22 protein-coding genes are annotated in these 21,803 nt (G+C 70.6%); 12 read left to right on the top strand and 10 right to left on the bottom strand.

Annotated elements, in window-relative coordinates; translation table 11 throughout:
• Positions 1-65: 65 nt before the first annotated feature.
• Positions 66-1,238, bottom strand: coding sequence for an acetyl-CoA C-acyltransferase (locus AB0J88_RS28435; RefSeq protein ID WP_364350359.1), 1,173 nt, complete (start codon positions 1,236-1,238; stop codon positions 66-68).
• A gap of 77 nt (positions 1,239-1,315) precedes the next feature.
• Between AB0J88_RS28435 and AB0J88_RS28430 the strand changes: the two genes are divergently transcribed.
• Positions 1,316-1,726 (top strand): PH domain-containing protein, encoded by a 411-nt coding sequence (locus AB0J88_RS28430; RefSeq protein ID WP_364350362.1) that lies wholly within the window; start codon positions 1,316-1,318, stop codon positions 1,724-1,726.
• Here the strand turns inward: AB0J88_RS28430 and AB0J88_RS28425 are convergent.
• Both AB0J88_RS28425 and AB0J88_RS28420 read right to left on the bottom strand, forming a co-directional pair.
• Positions 1,716-2,627, bottom strand: a complete 912-nt coding sequence (locus AB0J88_RS28425; RefSeq protein WP_364350365.1) for a rhomboid family intramembrane serine protease — start codon at positions 2,625-2,627, stop codon at positions 1,716-1,718. The genes AB0J88_RS28430 and AB0J88_RS28425 overlap by 11 nt on opposite strands.
• 27 nt (positions 2,628-2,654) lie before the next feature.
• Positions 2,655-3,185 (bottom strand): peptidylprolyl isomerase, encoded by a 531-nt coding sequence (locus AB0J88_RS28420; RefSeq protein ID WP_364350368.1) that lies wholly within the window; start codon positions 3,183-3,185, stop codon positions 2,655-2,657.
• A gap of 154 nt (positions 3,186-3,339) precedes the next feature.
• Between AB0J88_RS28420 and AB0J88_RS28415 the strand changes: the two genes are divergently transcribed.
• The gene (locus tag AB0J88_RS28415; RefSeq protein ID WP_364350371.1) at positions 3,340-4,023 is read left to right on the top strand and encodes a hypothetical protein; all 684 of its coding nucleotides are present in this window, start codon (positions 3,340-3,342) and stop codon (positions 4,021-4,023) included.
• 52 nt (positions 4,024-4,075) lie between these two features.
• Here AB0J88_RS28415 and corA read toward each other — a convergent pair whose 3' ends face one another.
• The 6 genes from corA to AB0J88_RS28385 form a co-directional block, all read right to left on the bottom strand.
• Entirely contained in the window at positions 4,076-5,209 is a 1,134-nt protein-coding gene (gene corA, locus AB0J88_RS28410; RefSeq protein WP_364350374.1) for a magnesium/cobalt transporter CorA, read from the bottom strand.
• 400 nt (positions 5,210-5,609) lie between these two features.
• On the bottom strand, positions 5,610-6,704 hold the full coding sequence (locus AB0J88_RS28405; RefSeq protein ID WP_364350377.1) for a PLP-dependent aminotransferase family protein: 1,095 nt from the start codon (positions 6,702-6,704) through the stop codon (positions 5,610-5,612).
• Positions 6,705-6,728: 24 nt separating this feature from the next.
• Positions 6,729-7,703 carry a hypothetical protein gene (locus tag AB0J88_RS28400; RefSeq protein WP_364350380.1) on the bottom strand — a complete coding sequence of 325 codons (975 nt, stop codon included), beginning with the start codon at positions 7,701-7,703 and terminating at the stop codon, positions 6,729-6,731.
• A gap of 24 nt (positions 7,704-7,727) precedes the next feature.
• Complete coding sequence (locus tag AB0J88_RS28395) at positions 7,728-8,114, bottom strand: CBS domain-containing protein (protein ID WP_364350383.1); 387 nt, start codon at positions 8,112-8,114, stop codon at positions 7,728-7,730.
• A gap of 72 nt (positions 8,115-8,186) precedes the next feature.
• Positions 8,187-9,026: an LLM class flavin-dependent oxidoreductase gene (locus AB0J88_RS28390; protein ID WP_364350386.1), complete on the bottom strand. Its 840-nt coding sequence runs from the start codon at positions 9,024-9,026 to the stop codon at positions 8,187-8,189.
• Positions 9,023-9,622: a hypothetical protein gene (locus tag AB0J88_RS28385; protein WP_364350389.1), complete on the bottom strand. Its 600-nt coding sequence runs from the start codon at positions 9,620-9,622 to the stop codon at positions 9,023-9,025. Before AB0J88_RS28385 ends, AB0J88_RS28390 begins: the two co-directional genes overlap by 4 nt.
• Positions 9,623-9,681: 59 nt before the next feature.
• Here AB0J88_RS28385 and AB0J88_RS28380 point away from each other — a divergent pair, with 59 nt between their 5' ends.
• The 5 genes from AB0J88_RS28380 to AB0J88_RS28360 all read left to right on the top strand — a co-directional run bounded on the left by AB0J88_RS28380 (position 9,682) and on the right by AB0J88_RS28360 (position 13,214).
• Positions 9,682-10,176, top strand: a complete 495-nt coding sequence (locus tag AB0J88_RS28380; RefSeq protein WP_364350392.1) for a MarR family winged helix-turn-helix transcriptional regulator — start codon at positions 9,682-9,684, stop codon at positions 10,174-10,176.
• A gap of 32 nt (positions 10,177-10,208) precedes the next feature.
• Complete coding sequence (locus AB0J88_RS28375) at positions 10,209-10,658, top strand: NUDIX domain-containing protein (RefSeq protein ID WP_364350395.1); 450 nt, start codon at positions 10,209-10,211, stop codon at positions 10,656-10,658.
• A 78-nt stretch (positions 10,659-10,736) separates the two neighbouring features.
• On the top strand, positions 10,737-11,468 hold the full coding sequence (locus tag AB0J88_RS28370) for a phosphocholine cytidylyltransferase family protein (RefSeq protein ID WP_364350398.1): 732 nt from the start codon (positions 10,737-10,739) through the stop codon (positions 11,466-11,468).
• Positions 11,456-12,523 carry an iron-containing alcohol dehydrogenase family protein gene (locus tag AB0J88_RS28365; RefSeq protein ID WP_364350401.1) on the top strand — a complete coding sequence of 356 codons (1,068 nt, stop codon included), beginning with the start codon at positions 11,456-11,458 and terminating at the stop codon, positions 12,521-12,523. Before AB0J88_RS28370 ends, AB0J88_RS28365 begins: the two co-directional genes overlap by 13 nt.
• Entirely contained in the window at positions 12,498-13,214 is a 717-nt protein-coding gene (locus AB0J88_RS28360; RefSeq protein WP_364350404.1) for a CDP-alcohol phosphatidyltransferase family protein, read from the top strand. Before AB0J88_RS28365 ends, AB0J88_RS28360 begins: the two co-directional genes overlap by 26 nt.
• Before the next feature lie 33 nt (positions 13,215-13,247).
• Here AB0J88_RS28360 and AB0J88_RS28355 read toward each other — a convergent pair whose 3' ends face one another.
• On the bottom strand, positions 13,248-14,414 hold the full coding sequence (locus AB0J88_RS28355) for a glycosyltransferase (RefSeq protein ID WP_364350407.1): 1,167 nt from the start codon (positions 14,412-14,414) through the stop codon (positions 13,248-13,250).
• A 26-nt stretch (positions 14,415-14,440) separates the two neighbouring features.
• On the opposite strand from AB0J88_RS28355, the gene AB0J88_RS28350 reads away from it, so the two are divergent.
• The 5 genes from AB0J88_RS28350 (at position 14,441) to AB0J88_RS28330 (ending at position 21,792) form a co-directional block, all read left to right on the top strand.
• Positions 14,441-15,301 carry a DNA-formamidopyrimidine glycosylase family protein gene (locus AB0J88_RS28350; protein WP_364350410.1) on the top strand — a complete coding sequence of 287 codons (861 nt, stop codon included), beginning with the start codon at positions 14,441-14,443 and terminating at the stop codon, positions 15,299-15,301.
• A 242-nt stretch (positions 15,302-15,543) separates the two neighbouring features.
• Positions 15,544-17,106, top strand: coding sequence for a sugar transferase (locus tag AB0J88_RS28345; protein ID WP_364351013.1), 1,563 nt, complete (start codon positions 15,544-15,546; stop codon positions 17,104-17,106).
• A 471-nt stretch (positions 17,107-17,577) separates the two neighbouring features.
• A complete protein-coding gene (locus tag AB0J88_RS28340) occupies positions 17,578-18,792 on the top strand; it encodes a histidine kinase (protein ID WP_364350415.1) in 1,215 nt (404 codons plus the stop codon).
• The gene (locus AB0J88_RS28335; RefSeq protein ID WP_364350418.1) at positions 18,789-19,550 is read left to right on the top strand and encodes a LytTR family DNA-binding domain-containing protein; all 762 of its coding nucleotides are present in this window, start codon (positions 18,789-18,791) and stop codon (positions 19,548-19,550) included. The genes AB0J88_RS28340 and AB0J88_RS28335 overlap by 4 nt, the downstream gene beginning before the upstream one ends.
• Positions 19,551-19,701: 151 nt before the next feature.
• Positions 19,702-21,792, top strand: a complete 2,091-nt coding sequence (locus tag AB0J88_RS28330; RefSeq protein WP_364350421.1) for a carboxypeptidase regulatory-like domain-containing protein — start codon at positions 19,702-19,704, stop codon at positions 21,790-21,792.
• The last annotated feature ends 11 nt before the right edge of the window (positions 21,793-21,803 follow it).

Below are 21,803 nucleotides of genomic sequence, written 5' to 3'. Positions count from 1 at the left end.
GTTGCCCCACGCCGACTTCCTTAAACCTCCATTAGGATCATTAGCTCAAAAGTGGACAGGAGCCCTTATAGCGCCTCGACAATCGTCGCGTTCGCCATGCCGCCGCCCTCGCACATCGTCTGCAGGCCATAGCGGATTCCGTTGTCCCGCATGTGATGCAGCATCGTCGTCATGATCCGCGCACCGGAGCCGCCGAGCGGGTGACCGAGGGCGATCGCGCCACCGCGCGGGTTGAGCCGCGCCGGGTCGGCCTCGGTCTCCGCCAGCCACGCCAGCGGGACCGGGGCGAACGCCTCGTTGACCTCGTACACGCCGATCTCTTCGATGCCCAACCCCGCGCGGCGCAGCGCCTTGGCGGTCGCCGGGATCGGCGCCGTCAACATCACCACCGGGTCGTCGGCGGCGACCACCGCGGTGTGGATCCGAGCCAAGGGCCGCAGCCCGTGCCGGGCCGCCCGCTCGCTCGTGGTCACCGCCAGTGCCGCAGCGCCGTCGGAGATCTGCGACGCGGAACCCGCTGTCACCACCCCGTCGGCCTTGAACGGGGTCTTGAGCTCGCCCAGCTTGGCCAGCGAGGTGTCGCGCCGGACGCCCTCGTCGGCCGCGACCTTGCCACCGTCGGCGGTGGCCACCGGGGCGATCTCGGCATCGAACAGCCCGGCATCCTGGGCGGCGGCCGCCTTCTCGTGGCTGGCCAGCGCGTAGCCGTCGAGCCGCGCACGGTCGAAGCCCCACCGGTCGGCGATCATCTCCGCACCGACGCCCTGGCTGAACGGCACCGGGTCGTCGGCGGCGAAGCCCTCGTGGTCGCGGTAGCGCGCCCGCACCTGGTCACCGAACGCGTTCCCTGCGCCGATGCTGGAGCCCATCGGCACGCGACTCATCGACTCGACGCCGCCGGCGACCACCAGGTCGCTCTGGCCGGCGATGACGGCCGCGGCCGCGAAGTGGATCGCCTGCTGGCTGGAGCCGCACTGCCGGTCGAGCGTCGTGCCGGGCACCGACTCGGGCCAGCCGGCGGCGAGCACCGCGCCCCGGGCCACGTTCCACGACTGGTCGCCGACCTGCGACACGCAACCCCAGACCACGTCGTCGACCTCCGCCGGGTCGAGCGCCAGCCGCTCGGCCAGCGCACGGAGGGCATGGGCAGAAAGATCCACCGGGTGTACGCCCGACAAACCGCCGTTTCGGCGTCCGACCGGCGTTCTGACCGCACCGACGATGACCGCGTCCCGCATGATTACTCCCCGGTAACGTGAGCCTTGCCCGGATCCTACGTCGTGCCGCGGCCCCGCTCGGCTGGGATGCTTGTGCGGTGACGACCCGCTGGCGCGTTCGGCCCGCCGTGCCGACCCTCAAGCTCACCGCCGCCGTGCTGCTCGTGGTCCTGGCGGCGTTGTTCGCCACGGACGCGGTAGCGGTGGCCGTGGCCAGCGTGGCCGGGGCCGGGCTGGCGGTGTGGGGTTTCCGGGACCTGCTGGCGCCGGAGCGACTGGCCGCCGACGAGGCCGGGCTCACGGTGCTCACTGGGTTCGCCCGGCGGCGGCACATCCCCTGGTCCGCGGTGGAGAAGATCACCGTGGACCGGCGCGGGCACGCCGGCATCCGCAGCGAGACCCTGGAGATCGACGCGGGCGACTCGCTGCACCTCTTCACGAAGAACGACCTCGGCGCCCCCGTGGAGGAGGTCGCCGAGGCCTTGGCAGCGGTGACAGCTAAGCGGTGACGCTGGCGACCTTGGCGACGGTGAGCCCGATCAACGCGACGAGCACCACCGCGAGCCCGACGTACTGCACCACGGTGCGCCGGTCGCGCGGGGCGTAGGCGAGGATCGCTCCGACCAACGCACCGGTGACCAGGCCGCCCACGTGCCCGGCCCAGGAGACGCCCGGCACGGTGAACGTGATGACCAGGTTGATGACGAGCACCACGAGGATCTGCCGGGTGTCGCCGCCCAGCTTGCGGGCGATGACGAAGTAGGCGCCGAACAACCCGAAGACCGCCGTCGACGCGCCCGCGGTCAGGCTGTTCGGCTCGATGATGAACGCCGCCACGTTGCCGCCCACGCCGGCGAGCAGGTAGAGCGCCGCGAAGCGGAACCGACCGAGCATGGCCTCGAGCGCGCGGCCGACGGCCCATAGGGCCCACATGTTGAACGCCAGGTGGATGATCCCGTAGTGGATGAACATCGCCGTGAAGAGGCGGTAGTAGCCACCGTTGTAGATGCCCTCGTACACCACCTGGTTGGTGTTGGGGTCGACCAGTGACGGGCCGAGCACGCCACCGGACAGCTGCCATTGCGTCTGGCCCGTGAACAGGCCGCCGCTCGGGATCAGGGTGTCGACGCCGTAGAGGGCGAGGCCGATCACGGCCGCGATCACGTTGAGGGCGATGAGCGTCTTGGTGACAGTGCCGGCACGGCCGGCGGCACTGCCACCGAAGGCGGTGCGCGCCGACCGCTGAGTCCGGCGTCCTTCCGCGACGCACTCGGGGCATTGGTGCCCGACCGAGGCTTCGCGCATGCAATCTGGGCATATCGGGCGCTCGCAGCGCGTGCAACGCACCCACGTCTCCCGCGACGGGTGGCGGTAGCAGACCGGCGCCGCCGTCGGGGGCGATTCACTCATGCCAAGAAAGGTACCTGGCTTCGTCTATCAGCTGTTGACGCGCTGGATCTCGACGCGCTCGATCACCACGTCCTCCAGCGGCCGGTCGCCGTGGCTGGTCGGGGTGTTGGCGATCGCGTCGACGACCTTGGCCGAGTCCTGGTCGGCAACCTGGCCGAAGATCGTGTGACGGTTGTTGAGGTGCGGGGTCGGGCCAACGGTGATGAAGAACTGCGAGCCGTTGGTGCCCGGGCCGGCGTTGGCCATGGCCAGCAGGTACGGGCGGTCGAAGCGCAGCTCCGGGTGGAACTCGTCACCGAACTCGTAGCCCGGGCCGCCGCGGCCGGTGCCGGTCGGGTCGCCCATCTGGATCATGAAGCCGGAAATCACGCGGTGCGAGATGGTGCCGTCGTAGTAGGGACCGTTGCCCTTCTGCCCGGTACGCGGGTCCACGTAGTCGCGGGTGCCCTCGGAGAGCTCCACGAAGTTGCGCACGGTCTTCGGCGCGTGGTTCGGGAACAGTTCCAGGCGGATCGGGCCGCGGTTCGTATGCAGGGTGGCGTAAAGGGTCTCAGCCACGGGTACTCCTCCATCGTCGGTGAGTTTCAGTTCGATCCTCCCATGTGCCCGTTCCGGCAATGCGGACACGTCCAAAGGTGGAGGATGCAGGAGGAACTACGCCCAGGAAGGTGGGGGTCTGGTGTTTGGTATCCGGCGGAGAACTCACGCGGAGTTGGTCCGTACCGAGCTCGGCGACAGCTTCGAGCATCTCAAGGCGGCCGCGGGTCACGCTGCCGGCGGGGTGACCACGGCCGTCCGGCCGCGCGTCGACGCCGCCCGTGACTTCGTCGTTCCGTCGGCGGCACGGGCTCGCGACATGGCCGGCAGCGGCTGGGAGACGACGCGCGGCACCTGGGAGACGACCCGGTCGTCGCTGCGGCCGCTGGCGTCGAGCGCGGGTCACAGCGCGCGGGACGCCGCGAAGGCCGTCCGTCGACCGAAGCGCAACGGCAACGGCAAGAGCAAGCGTGCCGAGAAGATGATCGAGGCGTCGTCCAGCCGGCGCTGGCCGATCGTCGCGGCCATCGTGGTCGCCGGCGCCGCGTTCGGCGCCGCGGCGATCATGCGCAAGCGTCGGCAACAGCAGTGGGACGAGTACGACCCGAGCCGCTCGCTGGACGCGGCCCGGTCCAGCGGTGCTGGTGGCGGCGGTCGTGGACACAGCCACGGCCGGCTCGGCGACGCGGCCGACGCGGCCCGCTCGTCGGTGCGCAGCGCGGCGGCGACCGCCAAGGGTGCCGCGGAGACCGCCCGGTCCAAGGCCGGTCAGCGGCTCTCGTCGTCGAGCTCGAGCCCGCAGACGACCGACCCGACGGCCAGCAGCGACCACCTGAACTCGCCCAACGGCCGCAACTGAGTGATCTCGAAGGAAGGGCCTCCCGCGCGCGGGGGGCCCTTCCTCACATTGGTCAGAGCCAGCCCGACCGGCGGAACCACCGGTACAGCACGATCGCCGCGACGAGCATCAAGGTCAGTGCGCCGGGATAGCCGTACTGCCAGCGGAGCTCGGGCATGTTGTGGAAGTTCATGCCGTAGATGCCCGCGATGAACGTCTCGACGGCGAAGATGGCGGCCCAGGACGCGATCTTGCGCATGTCGTTGTTCTGCTCGACCGACACCTGCGCCAGGCGCGCCTGCAGGATCGAGTTGAGCAGGTCGTCGTAGCCGTTGACCTGCTCGGCGACCCGGATCAGGTGGTCCTGGACGTCCCGGAAGAAGCGCCGGATCTCCTTGGGTACGTGCCGGTTGGTCGACTCGGTGAGCTGCATGATCGGCCGCAGCAGCGGGACCACCGCCCGCTTGAACTCGACCAGCTCGCGCTTCATCTGGTAGATCCGCTGGATCCGCCCGTGCACCTGGCGGGCGAAGACCTGTGTCTCCAGGTCGTCGAGGTCGGTCTCCACCTGGTCGCTGACGTCGATGTAGAGGTCGACCACATGGTCGGCGATCGCGTACGCGACCGACCACGGACCCTGCGCCAGCAGCTCTTTGCGCTTCTCCAGCCCGGCGCGCACGGGCGCGAGCTTGCAGGCGTCGCCGTGCCGCACGGTGATCACGAACTCCGGACCGATGAACAGCATCACCTGGCCGGTCTCGACGACCTCGGTGTTCTCGGTCAGCTCGGCGTGCCGCATATAACGCGCGGTCCGCAGCACAAGGGAGTTGATCTCGCCGAACTGCTCCAGCTTGGGCCGCTGCTCCGCCGCCACGGCGTCTTCGACGGCGAGCTCGTGCAGCTCGAAGGTCTCCGCGATGCCGGCCATCGTGGTCAGGCTCGGCTCGTGCAGCCCGACCCAGACGAAGGCGTTGCCCACCTCTTCGCGGGCGGCGTGCAGCGCGTCCTCCGGCGTCCACTCACCGGGCTGGCGCACGCCGTCCACGTACAGCGCGCAATCCACGATCTTGTCGCGACCCGTGAATCCGGGGGGCGGCACCGGCTTGGGCTCGGCGGGACCGAGGATGCGGGTCATCGCCCGGACGGGATCGCTCCACGACCTGGTCCGAGGTCGAACCTGACCTGCCTTGTCGGCGTCACTCGCCATCGACACGACTCCCTCCGAACCCGGCAACCCGGATGGGCCGAAGAGGAGGTTACGCCTGGAAGGTGGCCAGGGGCCGTCAGGATCTCGTCATGATCGCCGCCAGCGGCGATGATGCGGGACCGCGCGGCCACGCGCGGACGCCGACCGCGCGAATCCGCACTCGCGCGGGTGCGGAAGAAGGCCGAGGAGGGCGCCGGGTGGACCGGCCGCGTCGGGGGGTGGGTGCGAGCGGCCCACCCGGCGCCATCGGGGGCGGGGTAGTGCGCAGGGGGTCGGCTCGCCAGCACCGGGCCGACCGGTGGCTCGCATTGTTCACCGCGGACCGCTCCTGGGCTGCCCCTGGTCACCCGAACGGGGCACTCTGTCGGGAACCCGACAGAGTGCCCTTGGCAGTGCCTTCTTACGCGCGGATATCCTCGATGGCCGCCGCCAGCCGGCGCACGCCTTCGTCGATCTCGTCGACGGTCACGGCCGAGTACGCCAGCCGCAGCGCGTGCTTGCCGCCCTCAAGCAGGAAGTCGCTGCCCTTGACGACGGCCACGCCGCGTGCGGTCGCCGCCGGCAGGAGCTTGTCGACGTCGACGTCCTCGGGCAGTTCGACCCAGAGGAAGTAGCCGCCCTCCGGCTCGGTGAACGAGACGCCGGGGATGTGCTCGCGCAGCGACGCGGCCAGCACCCGGACCCGCTCGGCGAGCGCGGTGCAGACGGTCTCGATGGACCGCTCGATGTCGCCGGAGACGCAGAACTGGTAGACGATCCCCTGCGCCACCATGTTGGGCGAGATGTAGAGGTTCGTGGCCTTCTTGGCGATGTCCGCGATCAGCGGCGCCGGCCCGACCAGGTAGCCGACCCGCACACCCGGGCAGACCGTCTTGGTGAAGCTGGAGGCGTGCACGACCACACCGGCGTCGTCCAGCGACAGCATCGAAGGCAGCGCGTCGCCACGGAACCGGATGTCCGCGTACGGGTCGTCCTCGAAGATCGTGAAGCCGTACTCGACCGCGAGCCCGATCAGCGCCCGCCGCTTCTCCAGGGAGAGCGTGACGCCGGCCGGGTTCTGATAGTTCGGGATGATGTGGGCGAGCTTCGGCCGCACACCCGACTCCAGCAGCTTGCGCAGCTCGTCCACGTCGATGCCGTCCGCGCCCGTGGTCACGGCGTGCACGTCACCGCCCTGGTTGCGCAGGTTGAGCAGGGTGCGGTCGTACGTCGGCCGCTCCACGACGACCGCGTCGCCCGCGCCGACCAGGTGGTCGAAGAGGAACGCGTCGGCCTGCAGCGAGCCGTTGGTCACGAGCACCTGCTCCGGCGCCACGCCGTGCTTCTCGGCGATCCACTTGCGCAGCGGCAGGTAGCCGACGGACGTGCCGTAGGCGGTGACACCCCCCGGGTCGGCATCGAAGGCCCGGACGGCGGCGGCCTTGAGGCCCTCGACGTCGACGATGTCCAGCGAAGGAGCCCCACGGGCGAAGGAGATGAGCTGCGCAGCGGTCATGGCTACCTAGCGTAGGTGCGACCACTATGTGGGCAAGGTGTGGGCGGTCGGCATCACACGCTCGATCCACCAGGCCAGCTCCGTCTGGTCAGTCGTCTTCGACCAGCCCAGTTGCACGAAGGCGCCGAGCAGCGCGAGCTCGAGCTGGCGGTCCCACCAGTCGGCAGTATCGATCTTGTGGCGGTGCAGCGCCGCACGGAATGCCTCGATCGTGGCGTTCTTGGACTCCGGCAGCCGGCCCGCGTTGAGCGCCAGGTAGCCGGCGAGGTCGACGCAGCTGCCGGCGATGCCTGCCCAGCCCCAGCCGAGCAGGACGGTGTGCCCGGCGTCGACCGGGCGCGCGTTGCCGAGCCGCCAGTCGCCGTTGACCAGGGTGGTCGGCAGCCCGTCGAAGGCCGCCAGCAGCGGGGCCGGCTCGACGGCGAGGGACAGGGCGACCTCGTGGGCCTCCGGTTGGTCGGCGGCGAGCGCGGCCCAACCCACCACGAGCGCGTCCGCGCCGTCGCCCGCCTCGCGGATGCCGGTGGCCGGGGCGAGGGCGGTGTAGCGGGCACCTGGCGGTGCCAGCCCGACCGGGTCGGTGAAGTGCCAGAACCGCTTGTGCAGGGCGGCCATGTGATCAAGCACGGCCCGATGGGCGTCCAGATCGAGATCATGGGGCACGGGTGCCTGCTCGTCGCGTACCAGCAGATCGGCGATCTGGGTCGTCGGGTCCCAGGCCACACCCATGATCGTGTGGTCGACGCTGCGGGGCAGGCGGTCGAGCAACCCGCCCTGCCACATCCGCACCGTCCAGGGCAGGCTCCCGTCGGCGCCGTCGCCGAGCGCGCGCATCACCCAGTCGAGGGGCCGCCCGATCCGCTCGATCCGGAAGCGCTCGCCGTCGATCCAGAGGGGGTCGCCCGAGGGGTCGTCGGGGGCATCCTGGCGCACAGGCCGGCCAGCCGCGACCGCCTTGATCATCTCGGTCGTCGAGCCGTGGACCGTGCGCCCCGTCATGCCCCCAGTCTGCCCCCGAACAGGCTAGACGCGCTCGCGGTCGGCCGCCCAGACCCGCATGATGTCGCGGACCGAGACCACCCCGACCACCTCGGTGCCATCGAGCACCACGAGATGCCGAAAGCCGCCGCGGGACATCGCCATCGCCGCGTCCTCGAGCGTCCAATCAGGACCGGCGTAGACCACGTCCCAGGTGATGTGGTCACCGACCGTTTCCGTGTCGGGGTCGAGGTTGCCACCAATGGCGTAGAGGACATCGCGTTCGGTCATGATGCCGATGCCCTGGGCGTCGGGATCGATGACGACGGCGGACCCCACGCGGCGGGTGGCCATCATGCTGGCGGCCTGCCGGAGCGTGTGTTCGGGACCCACCAACAGAACCTGTTTGGACATGGCATCACGAACCTGCATGACACATCCCCCTTGAAGGCCACCGTACGGACATAGTGGTCCTGCTGGGACAGAACTACAAGACTTGCGCCGTCAACCAGCCTGTCGTACGGCAGGAAGGACCTCCGCACCGAGCCAGGAGACCCGCTGGTCCCGGTCGGCACCGGCGACGCGGAAGTTGAATGCCGTGAAACCCAGCCGCAGGTAACCCAGCAGTGTCTCCACCACCTCGTCGGCACCACCGGGTGGCACGTCCAGGTGATAGGCGCAGGTGATCTCCTCGATGGAGCGTCCGGCGCGGTCGGCGGCCCGGGCGATCCGGTCGCGCAACGCCGGGATGGTCTCCGGCGGCGCGTGGCCGAGCGACGGGATCCACCCGTCGGCGAGCCGGCCGGTGACCGCGAGCGCGCGCGGCCCGAAAGTGCCGACCCAGATCGGGATCGGGCGCTGCGGCCGGGGAGCGATGGTCGCCGCGTCCGTCCGATGTATTCGCCCGGCGAACGTGAACGACGGTTCCGTCCAGAGCCCGCGGATCACCTGGATCGCCTCGTCGAGCCCGTCGACCTTGTCGCGCGGCGACGGCACGCCGATGCCGAACGCGCGGAACTCGTCGTCGGAGTAGCCGCCACCGAGGCCGAGCAGCAGCCGCCCGCCGGAGAGGCGGTCCGCCGTCTCGGCCATCTTGGCCACCATCGCCGGGTTGCGGTAGGGCACGCCGAGCACGCGCGGCAGCACCCGTAGCCGGGAGGTGCTGGCCAGCATCCAGGTCAGCATCGTCCAGGTCTCGTAGCTGGGGTCGGTGCCGCACGGGTGGTCGGACGCCGAGACGAAGTCGAACCCGGCGGCCTCGGCGGCGCGCGCTGCGGCCACCGGGTCGACCGCCGGCTCGCCGGGAACAGTGGTGGCCGGGACGTCCAGCCCAAAGTGGATCATGCCGGTTCTCCTTCCGCCGCGGTGCGCGGCGCGATGGTCAGCCGGGGCAGGAAGACCCCGACGAGCGGACCGATGGCCAGGGCGTATGCGATGGTGCCGAAACCGACCGAGCCACCCAGCAGGAAGCCGATCGCCAGCACGGTGAGCTCGATGCCGGTGCGGACCAGCCGGATCGAGTGGCCGCGGGCGGCCAGGCCGGTCATCAGCCCGTCGCGCGGGCCAGGACCGAGACCTGCGCCGACGTAGAGGCCGGTCGCGACCGCGTTGGCGAGGATGCCGGCGACCAGCAGCGCGATCCGGGGCGCGAGGGCGTCGAGGTCGGGCAGCAGCCACAGCGTGCCGTCCGTGACCAGCCCGACCACGACGACATTGGCGACCGTGCCGATGCCGGGCCGCTGCCGCAGTGGGATCCAGAGCAGCAGCACGACGACGGCCGTGAGGTTGACGACCAGGCCGATGGACAGCCCGATCCGCTCGGCGACGCCCTGGTGGAAGACGTCCCACGGACCGAGGCCGAGGTCGGCACGAACCATCAGGCCGAGGCTGACCCCGAACAGCACCAGGCCGCCGAAGAGCCGGAGCAGTCTGCTTGACATGTCAAACAGCGTAGGCGCGTCGTGTTTGACATGTCAAGCAGACTGTCTACGCTGGTGGCATGACCCGCTGGCTGACCGACGACGAGATGCGGGCGTGGCTCGGCTACCGGCGGCTGCGCACGCTGCTCGACCTGCAGATCACCCGCGACCTGGCCGCCGACTCGGGGCTCTCGGACGCCGACTACGACGTGCTCTCGACCGTCTCGGACGCACCCGGTCACCGGATGCGGCTCGGTGAGTTGGCCGCCGAGATCAAGTGGTCGGTCAGCCGGCTCTCCCACCACGTCAGCCGGATGGGACAGCGCGGCCTGGTCACCCGCGACGACTGCGCGAGCGACGGCCGCAGCGCGACCGTGGTGCTCACCGACGAGGGCTGGGCCGCGATCCAGGCGGCGGCCAAGCTGCACGTGGCGTCCGTCCGGCGGCATTTCATCGACCTGCTCGACCCGGCCGACCTGGCCGCGCTGACCACCATCTCCGGCAAGGTGCTCGCCCATCTGGAACAGGTGACGCCGCCGGACCCGGCCCGCCGGGGCACCCGCCGCCACGACTAGCTTCGGTGATCGACGCTGGCTAGATTCGATGCGTGTCCGTCGAACCCATGCGCTGCGCGGCAGGTGTGATCGTCGACGACGACGGGCGGGTGTTCATCCAGCGCCGATCGGCGACCCGCAAGCTCTTCCCGGACACCTGGGACATCGTCGGCGGCCACCTCGAACCGGATGAGAGCCCCGAGGAGGCGCTCTACCGCGAGGTCACCGAGGAGACCGGCTGGCGGGTCTCGATCGTCCTCGGCACGATCGGTGAGCTGCGCTACCGGGGCAACGACGGGTTCGAGCGGCTGGAGACCGACTTCCTGATCCGGGTCGACGGCGATCTCTCCCGACCGCGGCTCGAAGCCGGCAAGCACACCGGCTTCCGGTGGATCACCCGCGACGAGCTCGACGTGTTCGACGAGCAGCGGGACATGGACGGTGGTCTACTCCGGCAGGTCGTCGAGGGCGGTTTCGCCCTTTTGCGCCAGATCGGCTTGTAGAAGACAACACCGCTATCCTCCACGTCGGGAAGAGTTTTCTTCCCGTACATCTGCTGCATGTGTGGAGGAAGCTCCAGGATGATCGGTCTCGTGCTCGCTGCCGGCGCTGGCCGGCGTCTGCGTCCCTATACCGACACGCTGCCCAAGGCCCTCGTGCCGGTCGACGGCGAGACCACGATCCTCGACATCGCGCTGCGCAACCTCGCGGCCGTGGGGCTGACCGACATCGCGGTCGTCGTGGGCTACGCGGCCGAGACGGTCGAGAAGCGCCGGCCGGACCTGGAGTCACGCTACGGCGTCACGCTCAACCTGGTGCACAACGACAAGGCCGAGGAGTGGAACAACGCCTACTCCCTGTGGTTGGCCCGTGACCAGTTCGCCGGTGGGGCGCTGTTGGTCAACGGCGACACCGTGCACCCGGTCTCGGTCGAGCAGACGCTGCTCGACAACCGTGGCCCCGGGGTCCTGCTCGCCGTCGACAACGTGAAGTCTCTCGCCGACGAGGAGATGAAGACCACCTTCGACGCGAACGGCCAGCTCACCCGGATCACCAAGCTGATGGACCCGGCCGAGGCGTTCGGCGAGTACATCGGCGCGACGTTGATCGAGTCCTCGGCCGCGGCGGGTCTCGCGGACGCGCTGGAGGCGACCTGGCGCCGCGACCCGAACCTCTACTACGAGGACGGCTACCAGGAGTACGCGCAGCGCGGCGGCGAGGTCCGGGCGGCGACCATCGGCGACATCCCCTGGGTCGAGGTCGACAACCACGCCGACCTGGCCCGCGCGCGGGAGATCGCATGCCACTACTAGCCCGCACCGTCACCACTCCGCTGGCCATCGAGGTGCGCCGCGGCGCCGTCGCCGAGCTCGGCACCCTCCTGCACGACCGACGGATCTCCGGCGGCGGCGACGTCGCGGTGGTGGTCGGTCCCGGCCAGGGCGACCGGATCGCCGAGATGGTGCGTCCGGGCCTGGGCAACGCCGACGTCTTCCACATCGCCGGGGGCACCCTCGACGCGGCGGCCGAGCTCGGTGAGCGGCTGGGCGCGCGGTCCTACGACGCGGTGGTCGGCATCGGCGGCGGCAAGACCATCGACACCACCAAGTACGCGGCTACCCGGTTCGGCATCCCGATGGTGACCGTGGCGACCAGCCTGGCCAACGACGGCATCGCGTCGCCGACGGCATCGCTGTCGCACGGCGGGCGCCGCAACTCGTACGGCGTGCAGATCCCGATCGCGGTGATCGTCGACCTCGATTTCGTCGAGAACGGTCCGGACCGGCAGACCCAGGCCGGCATCGGCGACGCGCTCTCGGACCTCAACGCGGTGGCCGACTGGGAGCTGGCCCACCGCGAGCGCGGTGAGCCGATCGACGGCCTCGCGGTCACGCTGTCGCGGGCCAGCGCCGAGGCGTTGGTCAACCATCCGGGCAAGATCACGGACGACGCGTTCCTCACGACGCTCGCCGAGGCGTTGATCATGGGTGGCCTGGCTAGCGCGGTGCACGGCACCACCCGACCGGTCAGCGGCGGCTGCCACGAGATCTCCCACGCCATCGACGCGCTCTTCGGCGAGGTGGCCTCGCACGGCGAGCAGGTCGGGGTGGGTGCGCTGTTCTGCACGTACCTGCGCGGCGAGCAGGAGCGGCTGGCCCAGCTGGTGAGCTGCATGCGCCGGCACGGGCTGTCCCTCACGCCGGCCGACCTCGGGCTCACCGAAGCGCAGTTCGCGCAGGCGGTCGCGCACGCGCCGTCGACGCGGCCAGACCGCTACACGATCCTCGAACACCTCGCCATGTCGCCCGCCGAGATCGACGCCCGACTGGAGGGATACGCCGATGCGCTCCGCGACCTTGCCGGCTGAGACCGCGGCGCCGGGCGCCGCCGAGTTCTACCGCGTCAACCGGGGCGGCGGGCTGTTCAGCGAGGCGCTGAGCCAGCGCGCCGGAGCGGTGTTCGCCGCGGCCGCGTACCGGCTGCGTGTCCCGCCGACGATCCTGACCGCCGGCAACCTGGTGGTCGGCCTGGCCACCTCGGCCGCGGTGGTCGCGCTGGCGTCGACCGACGTGCCGACCTGGGTAGCCGGGTTGGTCGCGCTGATGGGTTGGCAGCTCGCCTACGCCCTCGACTGCGCCGACGGCCAGCTCGCCCGGGTGGCCGGGCAGACCAGCCCGGCCGGCGCCCGGGTCGACGTGCTGTGCGACATCGCGGTGCAGATCTCGCTCGTCACGGCCCTGTCCGCGGTGGCCGTCGACCAGCGCCCGTCGACCGCCTCATGGGTGGTCGCACTGTTCGCCGGCACGTGGATGGTCAACCTCGTGACGTCGGTGATGCAGGCCGGCCCGAACAGCGGCAGCATGGTCACCTCGACCTCGCTGCCGGTGCGAGTGGTGAAGCTGGTCCGCGACTACGGCGCGGTCATCTTCGTGGCCGCGCTGGTGCTGCTGCTAGTTCCACAGTGGACCATCTGGTTGATGACGGCGTTCATCGTCGTCAACGGAGGCTTCCTGCTTGCCAGCATCGCCTTCACGGGCCGCACCGCCCTACGTTCCTGACACCACAACGCTCTGACGGCCGGCCGCCGCCGGTCAGTGACCGGCGGCGCGGACCAGGCCCGAGTAGGTGTCCAGCAGGCGCTTGGTGACCACGTCGGGGTGGAACGTGCGCTCGTAGCGCAGTCGGGCCAGCGGCGCCTTGGCCGCCGCTTCGGCCGCCGCGCGCGGGAAGGCGGCAGCCAGCGCGTCGACCTCGGCGGGCACGATCCAGCCCGCGTCGCCCACCTCGTAGGGCACCCCGCCCAGCGCCGTCCCCAGCACCGGCCGCCCGGCGGCCAGCGACTCCAGCACCACGGTCGGCAGCACGTCGTGCCACGTCGGGGTGGCCAGCACCACCGCGGTGGCGGCCAGCGCCGCGTCGATCGCCGGTCGGTCGAGCCGACCCAGGAACTCGACGTCGCCCCGCGCCGCCGCCACCGACTCGACCAACGGGCGCAGGTCGCCGTCGCCGGCCACCCGCAGCGTCCCGTTGGCGCCGTCCGGGTGCCGCTGCCAGGCGTCGAGCAGCAGCCGCACGCCCTTCTCCTCGGAGAGCCGGCCCGAGAAGAACAGGAAGCCCCTGCCGAGCGGCGCCGGCGGGCCGGGGTCAGGGATCGCGTTCGGCTTGACCGTGATGCGGTCCGCCGGGATCCCGTACCCGATCAAATGATCTTTGATGGCGTCGGTCAGCGCGAGGTAACCGTCGACGGAGCGCCACGTCGGCCGGTGCACGGTCAGCGCCGTCGCCATCAGCGCGCTCTGGGCGGTCGAACCCCGATAGCACTTGTGCTTCACCGCCGGCAGCGGCAGCGCGCGTCCCCGGCAGTCGTGGCAGATGCCGCCGTCGCGGAAGTAGAGCCCGGACGCGCAGACCTGCCGGTAGTTGTGCACGGTCTGGACCACCGGCAGGCCGAACCGGTGGGCGGTCCGCACGATCCAGGGCGAGATCAGCGGGTACGGATTGTGCAGGTGCAGCACGTCCGGCCGATGCGCCTGGATCAGCTCCGCGAGGTCCCGTTGCGCCTTTGGCGCATAGATCGGCGAGATCGGCAGCAGCGCCTTGGCGCCGGGAGACATGGTCGCGATCTCGTCCGAGCTGCGCAGGAACGGCAGCACCTCGACACCCGCCGCGGCGAGCTGGTCGATCTCCAGATCGACGATCACGTTCTCGCCCGAGGGCTGGGCCTCGCGATATCTGTTGTGCGCGACGACGACCTTCATGGTGGCGTCAGGCTACCGTTGTCGACGTGCCCGAACTGCCCGAGGTGGAAGCACTCGCCGCATACCTGCGTGACCGTGCCGTCGGCCACCGGGTCCAGCGGCTCGAGGTGGCTTCCTTCAGCGCGCTGAAGACCTACGACCCGGCTCCGTCCGCGGTCGCCGGCAAGGAGATCGTGGACGCCGGCCGGCACGGCAAGTTCCTGGACGTGCTCTTCGAAGGCGGCGTCCACCTGGTCGTGCACCTGTCGCGTGCCGGCTGGCTGCACTACCGCGACGCGTTCCCGAGCGCCGCACCCCTCAAGCCCGGCAAGGGCCCGATCGCCGTACGCGTGCGGCTCGACGACGGGTCCGGTTTCGACCTCACCGAGGCGGGCACGCAGAAACGCCTCGCCGCGTACCTGGTGACCGATCCGGCCGAGGTTCCCGGGATCGCCAAGCTCGGCCCCGACGCGCTCGCGGCCGACGAGGCCACCTTCGCGGCCGCGGTGCGCAGCCGGCGCGGCCAGATCAAGGGTGTGCTCAAGGACCAGGCGGTGCTGGCCGGCATCGGCAACGCGTACTCGGACGAGATCCTGCACGCCGCCAAGCTTTCACCGTTCGCGATGAGCGACCGCCTGACCGACGAACAAATGGCCACGCTGTACGAAGCCACCCAGACGGCCCTCAACGACGCGGTAGGGCGTTCGGTGGGGCAGAAGGCCGCGGAGCTCAAGGGCGAGAAGCGATCCGGCATGAAGGTGCACGCCCGCACCGGCCTGCCCTGCCCGGTCTGCGGCGACACGGTGCGTGAGGTGTCGTTCGCCGACTCGAGCCTGCAGTACTGCCCGACCTGCCAGACCGGCGGCAAGCCCCTGGCGGATCGACGGCTGTCCAAGCTGGTGCGCTGAGTGAGCGGCCGGAAGCCCTGCGTACGAACCTTTTTCGACGCACAACTGTCTTCTTCCGTAGCGCTCGTCTATCGGTATAGTGACCCGGTCCCGCACCGACGGCGCGGGGACGACCCCTCCGGCGGGTGCGGGCGTAATGTCTGCCTTCTGTCCACGGTTCACAACCGTTGACATGGGAGACTGATGCGGTGGGCGACCCGAGCCCGTACGGCGAGTGGGCGGCACGCGTTACCCGGGAGGACGTGCGTGAGGTGACGACCAGCCTCGAGCGCCCGGTAACCAGCAACGGCCGCGGTGGCGTCGTGCGCCACGTCGACAGCTTCGAGATCCAGGTGCCCTCGCCGCCGCCACCAAACGGCGTGCCGCGTTCCGCCTGGGCCCGAGCCCGGCGCCGCGTGTCGCGCTGGCACCGCCCCTTCATCCTGGTGCTCCTCCTGCTCGACTTCGGCGCCGCCGTGCTCGCGAGCTACTTCGCGGTCACCGAGTTCGAGACGGCCCGGGCCGGCTTCCAGGACCGCCCGACGCTGTTCAACCTGATCGCCTACGTCTTCCTGCCGTTCGGCTGGCTGTTCACGCTCTGGGCCAACGGCGCCTACGACCGCCGCTACCTCGGGCTGGGCACCGACGAGTTCAAGCGCGTGACCCGCGCATCGCTCGTGGTAGCGGCCAGCGTGTCGTTCCTGGTCTTCGCCACGAAGATCGATCTGTCACGTATGACGGTCGGTGGCGTCCTGGTGGGCGCATTGCTGCTGATCTGGTTCGCCCGCTACGTCGCCCGCCAGGTCCTGCACCTGGTCCGCCGCCGCGCCGGCGTCGCCGGCCACCGGATGATCCTGATCGGCACGCTGCCCGAGGCGCTCGAGGTCTACACGGCGGTCACCCGGAACCCGTCCGCCGGCCTGGTGCCGGTCGGCATCCACATCACCGACGGCTACGCCGCCGCCCGCGGCATGGAGACGCCGGTCCCGGTCTACGCCGGCCGCGACGTGCTCGGCCTGGTCCGCGAGCTCGGCGCCGACACCATCGCGGTCTGCGGCTCGGCCAGCGCGGAGCCCGGCGAGCTGCGCCGGCTGGCCTGGCAGCTCGAAGGCAGCGGCGTCGACCTGGTCGTGGCACCGCAGCTCACCGACATCGCCGGCCCCCGGGTGCACATCCGCCCCATCGAGGGCCTGCCGCTGCTGCACGTCGAAGAGCCGACCCTGTCCGGCCCGGCGCTGCTGGCCAAGAACATCCTCGACCGGGTGGCCGCCGCGGTGGGGCTGATCGTGCTGCTGCCGCTGCTCGCCGGCATCGCGATCGGCATCAAGATCTCCGACAAGGGCCCGGTCTTCTTCCGCCAGCCGCGCGTCGGCCACGAGGGCCGCACGTTCCGCGTGTGGAAGTTCCGCACCATGTACGTGGACGCCGAAGACCGCCTGGCCGCCCTGGTCGACCAGAACGAGACCGACGGCATGCTCTTCAAGATCCGCCAGGACCCGCGCGTCTTCCCGTTCGGCCGCTTCCTGCGGGCGAGCTCGGTCGACGAGCTGCCCCAGCTGATCAACGTGCTCAAGGGCGAGATGTCACTGGTCGGCCCCCGCCCGCTACCGGCGGACGACGGCGACTTCCTCGGCGACGTCCGCCGCCGCCTACTGGTCCGCCCGGGCATCACGGGCCTGTGGCAGGTCTCGGGCCGCTCGGACCTGTCGTGGGACGAGGCGGTCCGCCTGGACCTCTACTACGTGGACAACTGGTCGCTGGCCTACGACCTCAGCATCCTCTGGCGCACCATCGGCGTCGTCCTAGCCCGCAAGGGCGCCTACTAAACCAAGATCGCCCTCTCGACCAAGAACGCCCTCCAGACCACAGACAAGATCAAGGTCTAGATCACGAGCGCGGTCCAGATCAAGGGCAAGATCAAGGTCTAAAGCAAGGGCGAGATCTGGGCCCGGGTTCGTCGGGGGCGCGACCGTTGCTCCCGCCGGGGACCGCTCCGCTGCGCTGCGCTGCCAGGTCCGCGCAGGGCGAGCAGAGATCTAGGTAAATCGTTGCTGCTCCAGCAGCATTCGATTTCCTAGATCTGCCAGCCGCCGCCCGAGCGGCGGCGTGTCCCGAGCCCGACACGCGGGCGGGGAGACCTCACGCGAGGACGGCCTACGCACGAGCAGAAGCCCGTCGGTCCGGCGCCACGCCCTCACCGCCGCAGCCTCCCCGCGTGTCGGCCGGGAGATTGGTTCGGTGGGTGCCGCCCTTTGAAGGGGTTCCGTAATCGGGGGCGGCGGGTGAAGATTCCGCGCATGGGTGCGGACCTGTCTACGGCGTTGGCGGTGCTGGCTCTTGTCAGCGCGCTCGCCGGGGCGGTCTATGCCGTCGTGCGGTTGCGGGCTCGCAGGGGGATCGCCACCGCGACCCAGCGGGCGACCTACGAGGTGCTGCACACCGCCGGCCTGGCCGCCGAGCCGCTCCGTGGTGGGCTGACCGCCGCCAGCGCGGCCAAGGCCGCCCGGCATCTGCGGATGTTGGTCGGGGCGCCGGGGCTCGCGTTGGCTGACGACAGCGGAGTGCTCGCCCTCGACGGGCGCGGTGGGCATCACTCTCATCAGCTCGAGGCCGCCGCCAAGAAGGCGCTCGCGGTCGGGCGGTCGACCGTGTTGCGGCAGGGCGAGCTGCCCTGCGACCGGGTCGACTGTGAGATCCGCGGTGCCGTCGTCGCGCCCATCCGTGGTGCGACGACGGTCGCGCTGGTCGCCGTCGCGGACGACGAGCCGGCACCCGGGCTCGTGCAGGCCACCCTGGAGACCGCCCGCTGGGCCGCCGCGCAGCTCGCGCTGGCCGAGCTCGACTCCTCCCGCGAGCGGCTCGCCCGCGCCGAGGTGCGTGCCCTTCGCGCACAGATCAGTCCGCACTTCATCTACAACGCGCTCACGGCGATCGCGTCGTTCGTCCGCACCGACCCCGAGCGCGCCCGGGAGCTGATCCTCGAGTTCGCCGAGTTCACCCGCTACTCGTTCCGGGCGCACGGCGAGTTCACCACGCTCGCCGAAGAACTGCGCTCGATCGACCGCTACCTGACCATCGAGCGCGCCAGGTTCGGTGAGCGGCTTCAGGTGCGCCTTCAGATCGCGCCCGAGGTGCTGCCCGTCAGCCTTCCTTTCCTGTGCCTGCAGCCGTTGGTGGAGAACGCCGTGCGGCACGGACTGTCGCGCAAGCCGGGCCTGGGTATGGTGAGCATCGAGGCTCGTGACGCCGGCGCCGAGTGCCACATCACCGTCGAAGACGACGGCGTCGGCATGGATCCGGCGGCGCTCGTCGCAGGAGTGGCCGAGGCGGGCGTGGCTGGTGTCGACGACGCCGGCGCCCACGTCGGCTTGTCCAATGTGGATGAGCGACTGCGGTCGGTGTTCGGCGACAAGTTCGGTCTGGTCGTCGAGACGGGAATCGGGGCGGGAACCAGGGTGAGCATTCGGGTGCCGAAGTTCCACCCCGGCGTGCACGCGGGCGGTGCGGCATGACCGATCGCGGATTCCTGCGCGTGCTCGCCGTCGACGACGAGCCGCCGGCGCTCGACGAGCTCGCCTATCTCCTGCGAGCCGACCCCCGGGTGGCCAGGCTGCACACCGCGGCCGACGCGACCGAGGCGCTGCGGGTGCTCCGTGACACCGACGTCGACGTCGTCTTCCTCGACATCCGGATGCCCGGCCTCGACGGCATGGAGCTGGCCCGGGTGCTGCGCCGGTTCGCCCGACCGCCGGCGATCGTCTTCGTCACCGCGTACGACGACGGCGCCGTCGACGCCTTCGACCTCGGCGTGGCCGACTACGTCCGCAAACCCGTGCAGGTCGAGCGGTTGAGCGAATCGATCCGCCGCGTCGTCAGCGCGCGCGTCGTGGCCAGCCACCCGGCCGCGCTGGCCCGCGCCGAGGAGGACCCGACGATCCCGGTCGAGCTCGCCGGGACGACCCGGATGCTGCCGCGCTCGGCGGTGCGGTGGGTGGAGGCGCAGGGCGACTACGCCCGGCTGCACACCTCCGACGGCTCGCACCTGGTGCGGGTTCCGTTGGCCACGCTCGCCGATCGCTGGGCCGACGCGGGTTTCGTCCGCATCCACCGGTCGTATCTGGTGCAGCTGCGCCTGATCGCCGAGCTCCGGCTGGCCAACTCCGGCTACGTGGTCGTCGTCGACGACGCCGAGCTGCCGGTCTCCCGGCGCCACACCCGCGAGCTGAAGGACAAGCTCGTCCGCGCGGCCAAGCAGGACTGGAACCGCTAGATCATCTCATTCGAACGGCCGAAGACACGAAAGCGAAGTACCTCTATCCTTCGTACGCCTGGCCGAGTCCGGGCGACACGGGGGAACGGAAGTGCCTATCAAAGGCTGCCTCTCCGTGTCCGATGTGGACCGATCAACGGGGAGGAACGAAATGAGACCCAGCGGCAGACGCCGCGCGACGGCCGCATTGGTGGCGGCCGTCCTGCTCGGTGGAATGGCGGCAGGGGCAACACCCGCTCAGGCCGCCGCCAACGGCTCCATCGGCGGGCACCTGAGCCTGTCCAGCGGCGCGCCGGCCGGCGACATCTTGGTCCAGGCATACGACCCGGAGACCTACGAGGGTCGCGGGTTCACCACCAGCGCGGCCGACGGCTCCTACCAGCTCGACGGCCTGGCCGCCGGCAACTACATCGTGGGCTTCTTCGGCTCCGACATCGCCGAGCAGTACTTCGACCGCAAAGACGAGATCTTCGACGCCGACCCGATCGCCGTGACGGATGGCCGCAGCACGCTCGTCAACCAGGATCTGTTCGGCGCCGGCTTCCTCACGGGCCGGTTCACCGACCCGACCGGCGCGCCGCTCGACAACAGCCTCGTGCGGGTCTACCGGGCCGACGACGAGTCCTACGCCGGCGCGGCCGGCACCGACAGCGACGGCACCTTCCGCATCGCCGTGCGGACGGGCACCTATCTCGTGAGCTTCGAGCCGGACGCGGACCTCTACCAGGAGCAGTACGTGCCGGGGAAGCTCGCCCCCGCGGCCGCGCAGCGCTTCGTCGTCACCGAGGGCCAGGAGACCAGCGTCAACGACACCGCGCTGGCTGCCGGCCGCCTGAGCGGACGCGTCACCCAGTCCGACGGCACGCCGGCCCGCGACGTCCAGCTCTACGCGTCGCCGTTCGGTGGAAGCGGTGGCGGCGAGTCAGCGACGACCAACGACAACGGTGATTTCTCGATCCCGAAGCTGCTCGCCGGTCAATACATGGTCGAGTTCTGGGTCGGCTACCGCACCGAGTACTTCGACCGCACGGCCGACCCCGAAGAGGCGGACCCGGTCACCGTCGTCGGGGGCCAGGACAACCGGTTCACGCCGAGCCTGCTGCCGACCGGGAGCGTCCGGGTCCGCGCGGTCGACGCCATCTCCGGCATCACGATCCGGGACTTCTGCGCCAGCGGGGAGTGCAGCGACAGCACCGGTCAGCTCCTGTTGACCGGCCTGACCGAGGGCCGTCAGTCGATCAGCGTCCGGACCGAGAGCAACTACATCAGCCGCGACGTCGACGTCACTGTGCGCACCGGCCAGACCACTGACCTCGTCGTCCGGCTCCTGCCGGGCGCCAAGATCACCACGACGGTCGTCGACAAGGCCACCGGCCAGCCGCTGTCCAATGTCTGCCTGACCGCCTACCGACCCCGCGACGTTTCCATCCAAGAAGGCATGACAGACGACCAGTGCAGCGACGCTGCCGGCAAGGTCACGCTCTCCAGGCTCGAGGCTGGCGACTATCGGCTCTTCGCCGAGCCACGGAACAAGGCCTACGGCCGGCAGTGGGTGACCGCCAACGGCGGCAGCGGCGACGAGCGTCAGGCCGTGACCGTCAAGGCCACGACCGGCAAGACCGCAACCGCTCCGCAGGTGAAGATCGACCGCGCCGGCACCATCCGCGGCCGGGTGACCGACGCCGCGACTGGCGCTCCGATCTACGCCGGCGTGGGCGTGTTCACCCAGAGCCCCGGCACCGGTGGCGGCGAGACGACCACCGACGAGGACGGCCGTTTCGAGATCGACGGCCTCGGCCCGTACCGCTGGCCCCTGCACTACAACGGCTACGAGAACTACGCCTCCTCCTGGACCGGCGGCGCCGTCACCCGCTACGCCACGACCGGCACCCAGGTCACCGCGGGCACCGTGGCGACCGCCGACCTGGCGCTCACCAAGGGCGTCACGGTCCGCGGCAACGTGCTGCCCAGCCGGGGCACCGCGCAGGGCGGGCGCATCAGCGTGCTCAACACGACGACCGGCGACTACGTGGGCACCGTCGACTTCGAGGGCGCGGCCTACCAGCTTCTCGTGCAGCCCGAGCAGGAGATCCGCTTCATCTACAGCATCCGGGTGGACGGCACCACCTACCGGTCCGAGGCCGCCAAGCTGGCACCCGCGGCCCCGGGCGGCCCACTCCGTCCCGCCATCACCGTGCCCGCCGGCGGCGTGACCGCAGACCTGATCGTCCCCATCCCATGAGCAGGAGAAGC

Source organism: Asanoa sp. NPDC049475 (assembly GCF_040676915.1).
Taxonomy (GTDB): domain Bacteria; phylum Actinomycetota; class Actinomycetes; order Mycobacteriales; family Micromonosporaceae; genus Asanoa.
This window is presented reverse-complemented; position numbering and strand designations above follow the sequence as displayed.

Excerpts from the sequence above, each read along its gene's own strand:
- corA (WP_364350374.1), bottom strand. The coding sequence starts at position 5,209 with ATGGCGAGTGACGCCGACAAGGCAGGTCAGGTTCGACCTCGGACCAGG.
- AB0J88_RS28335 (WP_364350418.1), top strand. The coding sequence starts at position 18,789 with ATGACCGATCGCGGATTCCTGCGCGTGCTCGCCGTCGACGACGAGCCG.
- AB0J88_RS28365 (WP_364350401.1), top strand. The coding sequence starts at position 11,456 with ATGCCACTACTAGCCCGCACCGTCACCACTCCGCTGGCCATCGAGGTG.
- AB0J88_RS28435 (WP_364350359.1), bottom strand. The coding sequence starts at position 1,238 with ATGCGGGACGCGGTCATCGTCGGTGCGGTCAGAACGCCGGTCGGACGC.
- AB0J88_RS28390 (WP_364350386.1), bottom strand. The coding sequence starts at position 9,026 with ATGATCCACTTTGGGCTGGACGTCCCGGCCACCACTGTTCCCGGCGAG.
- AB0J88_RS28385 (WP_364350389.1), bottom strand. The coding sequence starts at position 9,622 with ATGTCAAGCAGACTGCTCCGGCTCTTCGGCGGCCTGGTGCTGTTCGGG.
- AB0J88_RS28400 (WP_364350380.1), bottom strand. The coding sequence starts at position 7,703 with ATGACGGGGCGCACGGTCCACGGCTCGACGACCGAGATGATCAAGGCG.
- AB0J88_RS28330 (WP_364350421.1), top strand. The coding sequence starts at position 19,702 with ATGAGACCCAGCGGCAGACGCCGCGCGACGGCCGCATTGGTGGCGGCC.
- AB0J88_RS28340 (WP_364350415.1), top strand. The coding sequence starts at position 17,578 with ATGGGTGCGGACCTGTCTACGGCGTTGGCGGTGCTGGCTCTTGTCAGC.
- AB0J88_RS28380 (WP_364350392.1), top strand. The coding sequence starts at position 9,682 with ATGACCCGCTGGCTGACCGACGACGAGATGCGGGCGTGGCTCGGCTAC.
- AB0J88_RS28355 (WP_364350407.1), bottom strand. The coding sequence starts at position 14,414 with ATGAAGGTCGTCGTCGCGCACAACAGATATCGCGAGGCCCAGCCCTCG.
- AB0J88_RS28360 (WP_364350404.1), top strand. The coding sequence starts at position 12,498 with ATGCGCTCCGCGACCTTGCCGGCTGAGACCGCGGCGCCGGGCGCCGCC.
- AB0J88_RS28370 (WP_364350398.1), top strand. The coding sequence starts at position 10,737 with ATGATCGGTCTCGTGCTCGCTGCCGGCGCTGGCCGGCGTCTGCGTCCC.
- AB0J88_RS28405 (WP_364350377.1), bottom strand. The coding sequence starts at position 6,704 with ATGACCGCTGCGCAGCTCATCTCCTTCGCCCGTGGGGCTCCTTCGCTG.
- AB0J88_RS28425 (WP_364350365.1), bottom strand. The coding sequence starts at position 2,627 with ATGAGTGAATCGCCCCCGACGGCGGCGCCGGTCTGCTACCGCCACCCG.
- AB0J88_RS28395 (WP_364350383.1), bottom strand. The coding sequence starts at position 8,114 with ATGCAGGTTCGTGATGCCATGTCCAAACAGGTTCTGTTGGTGGGTCCC.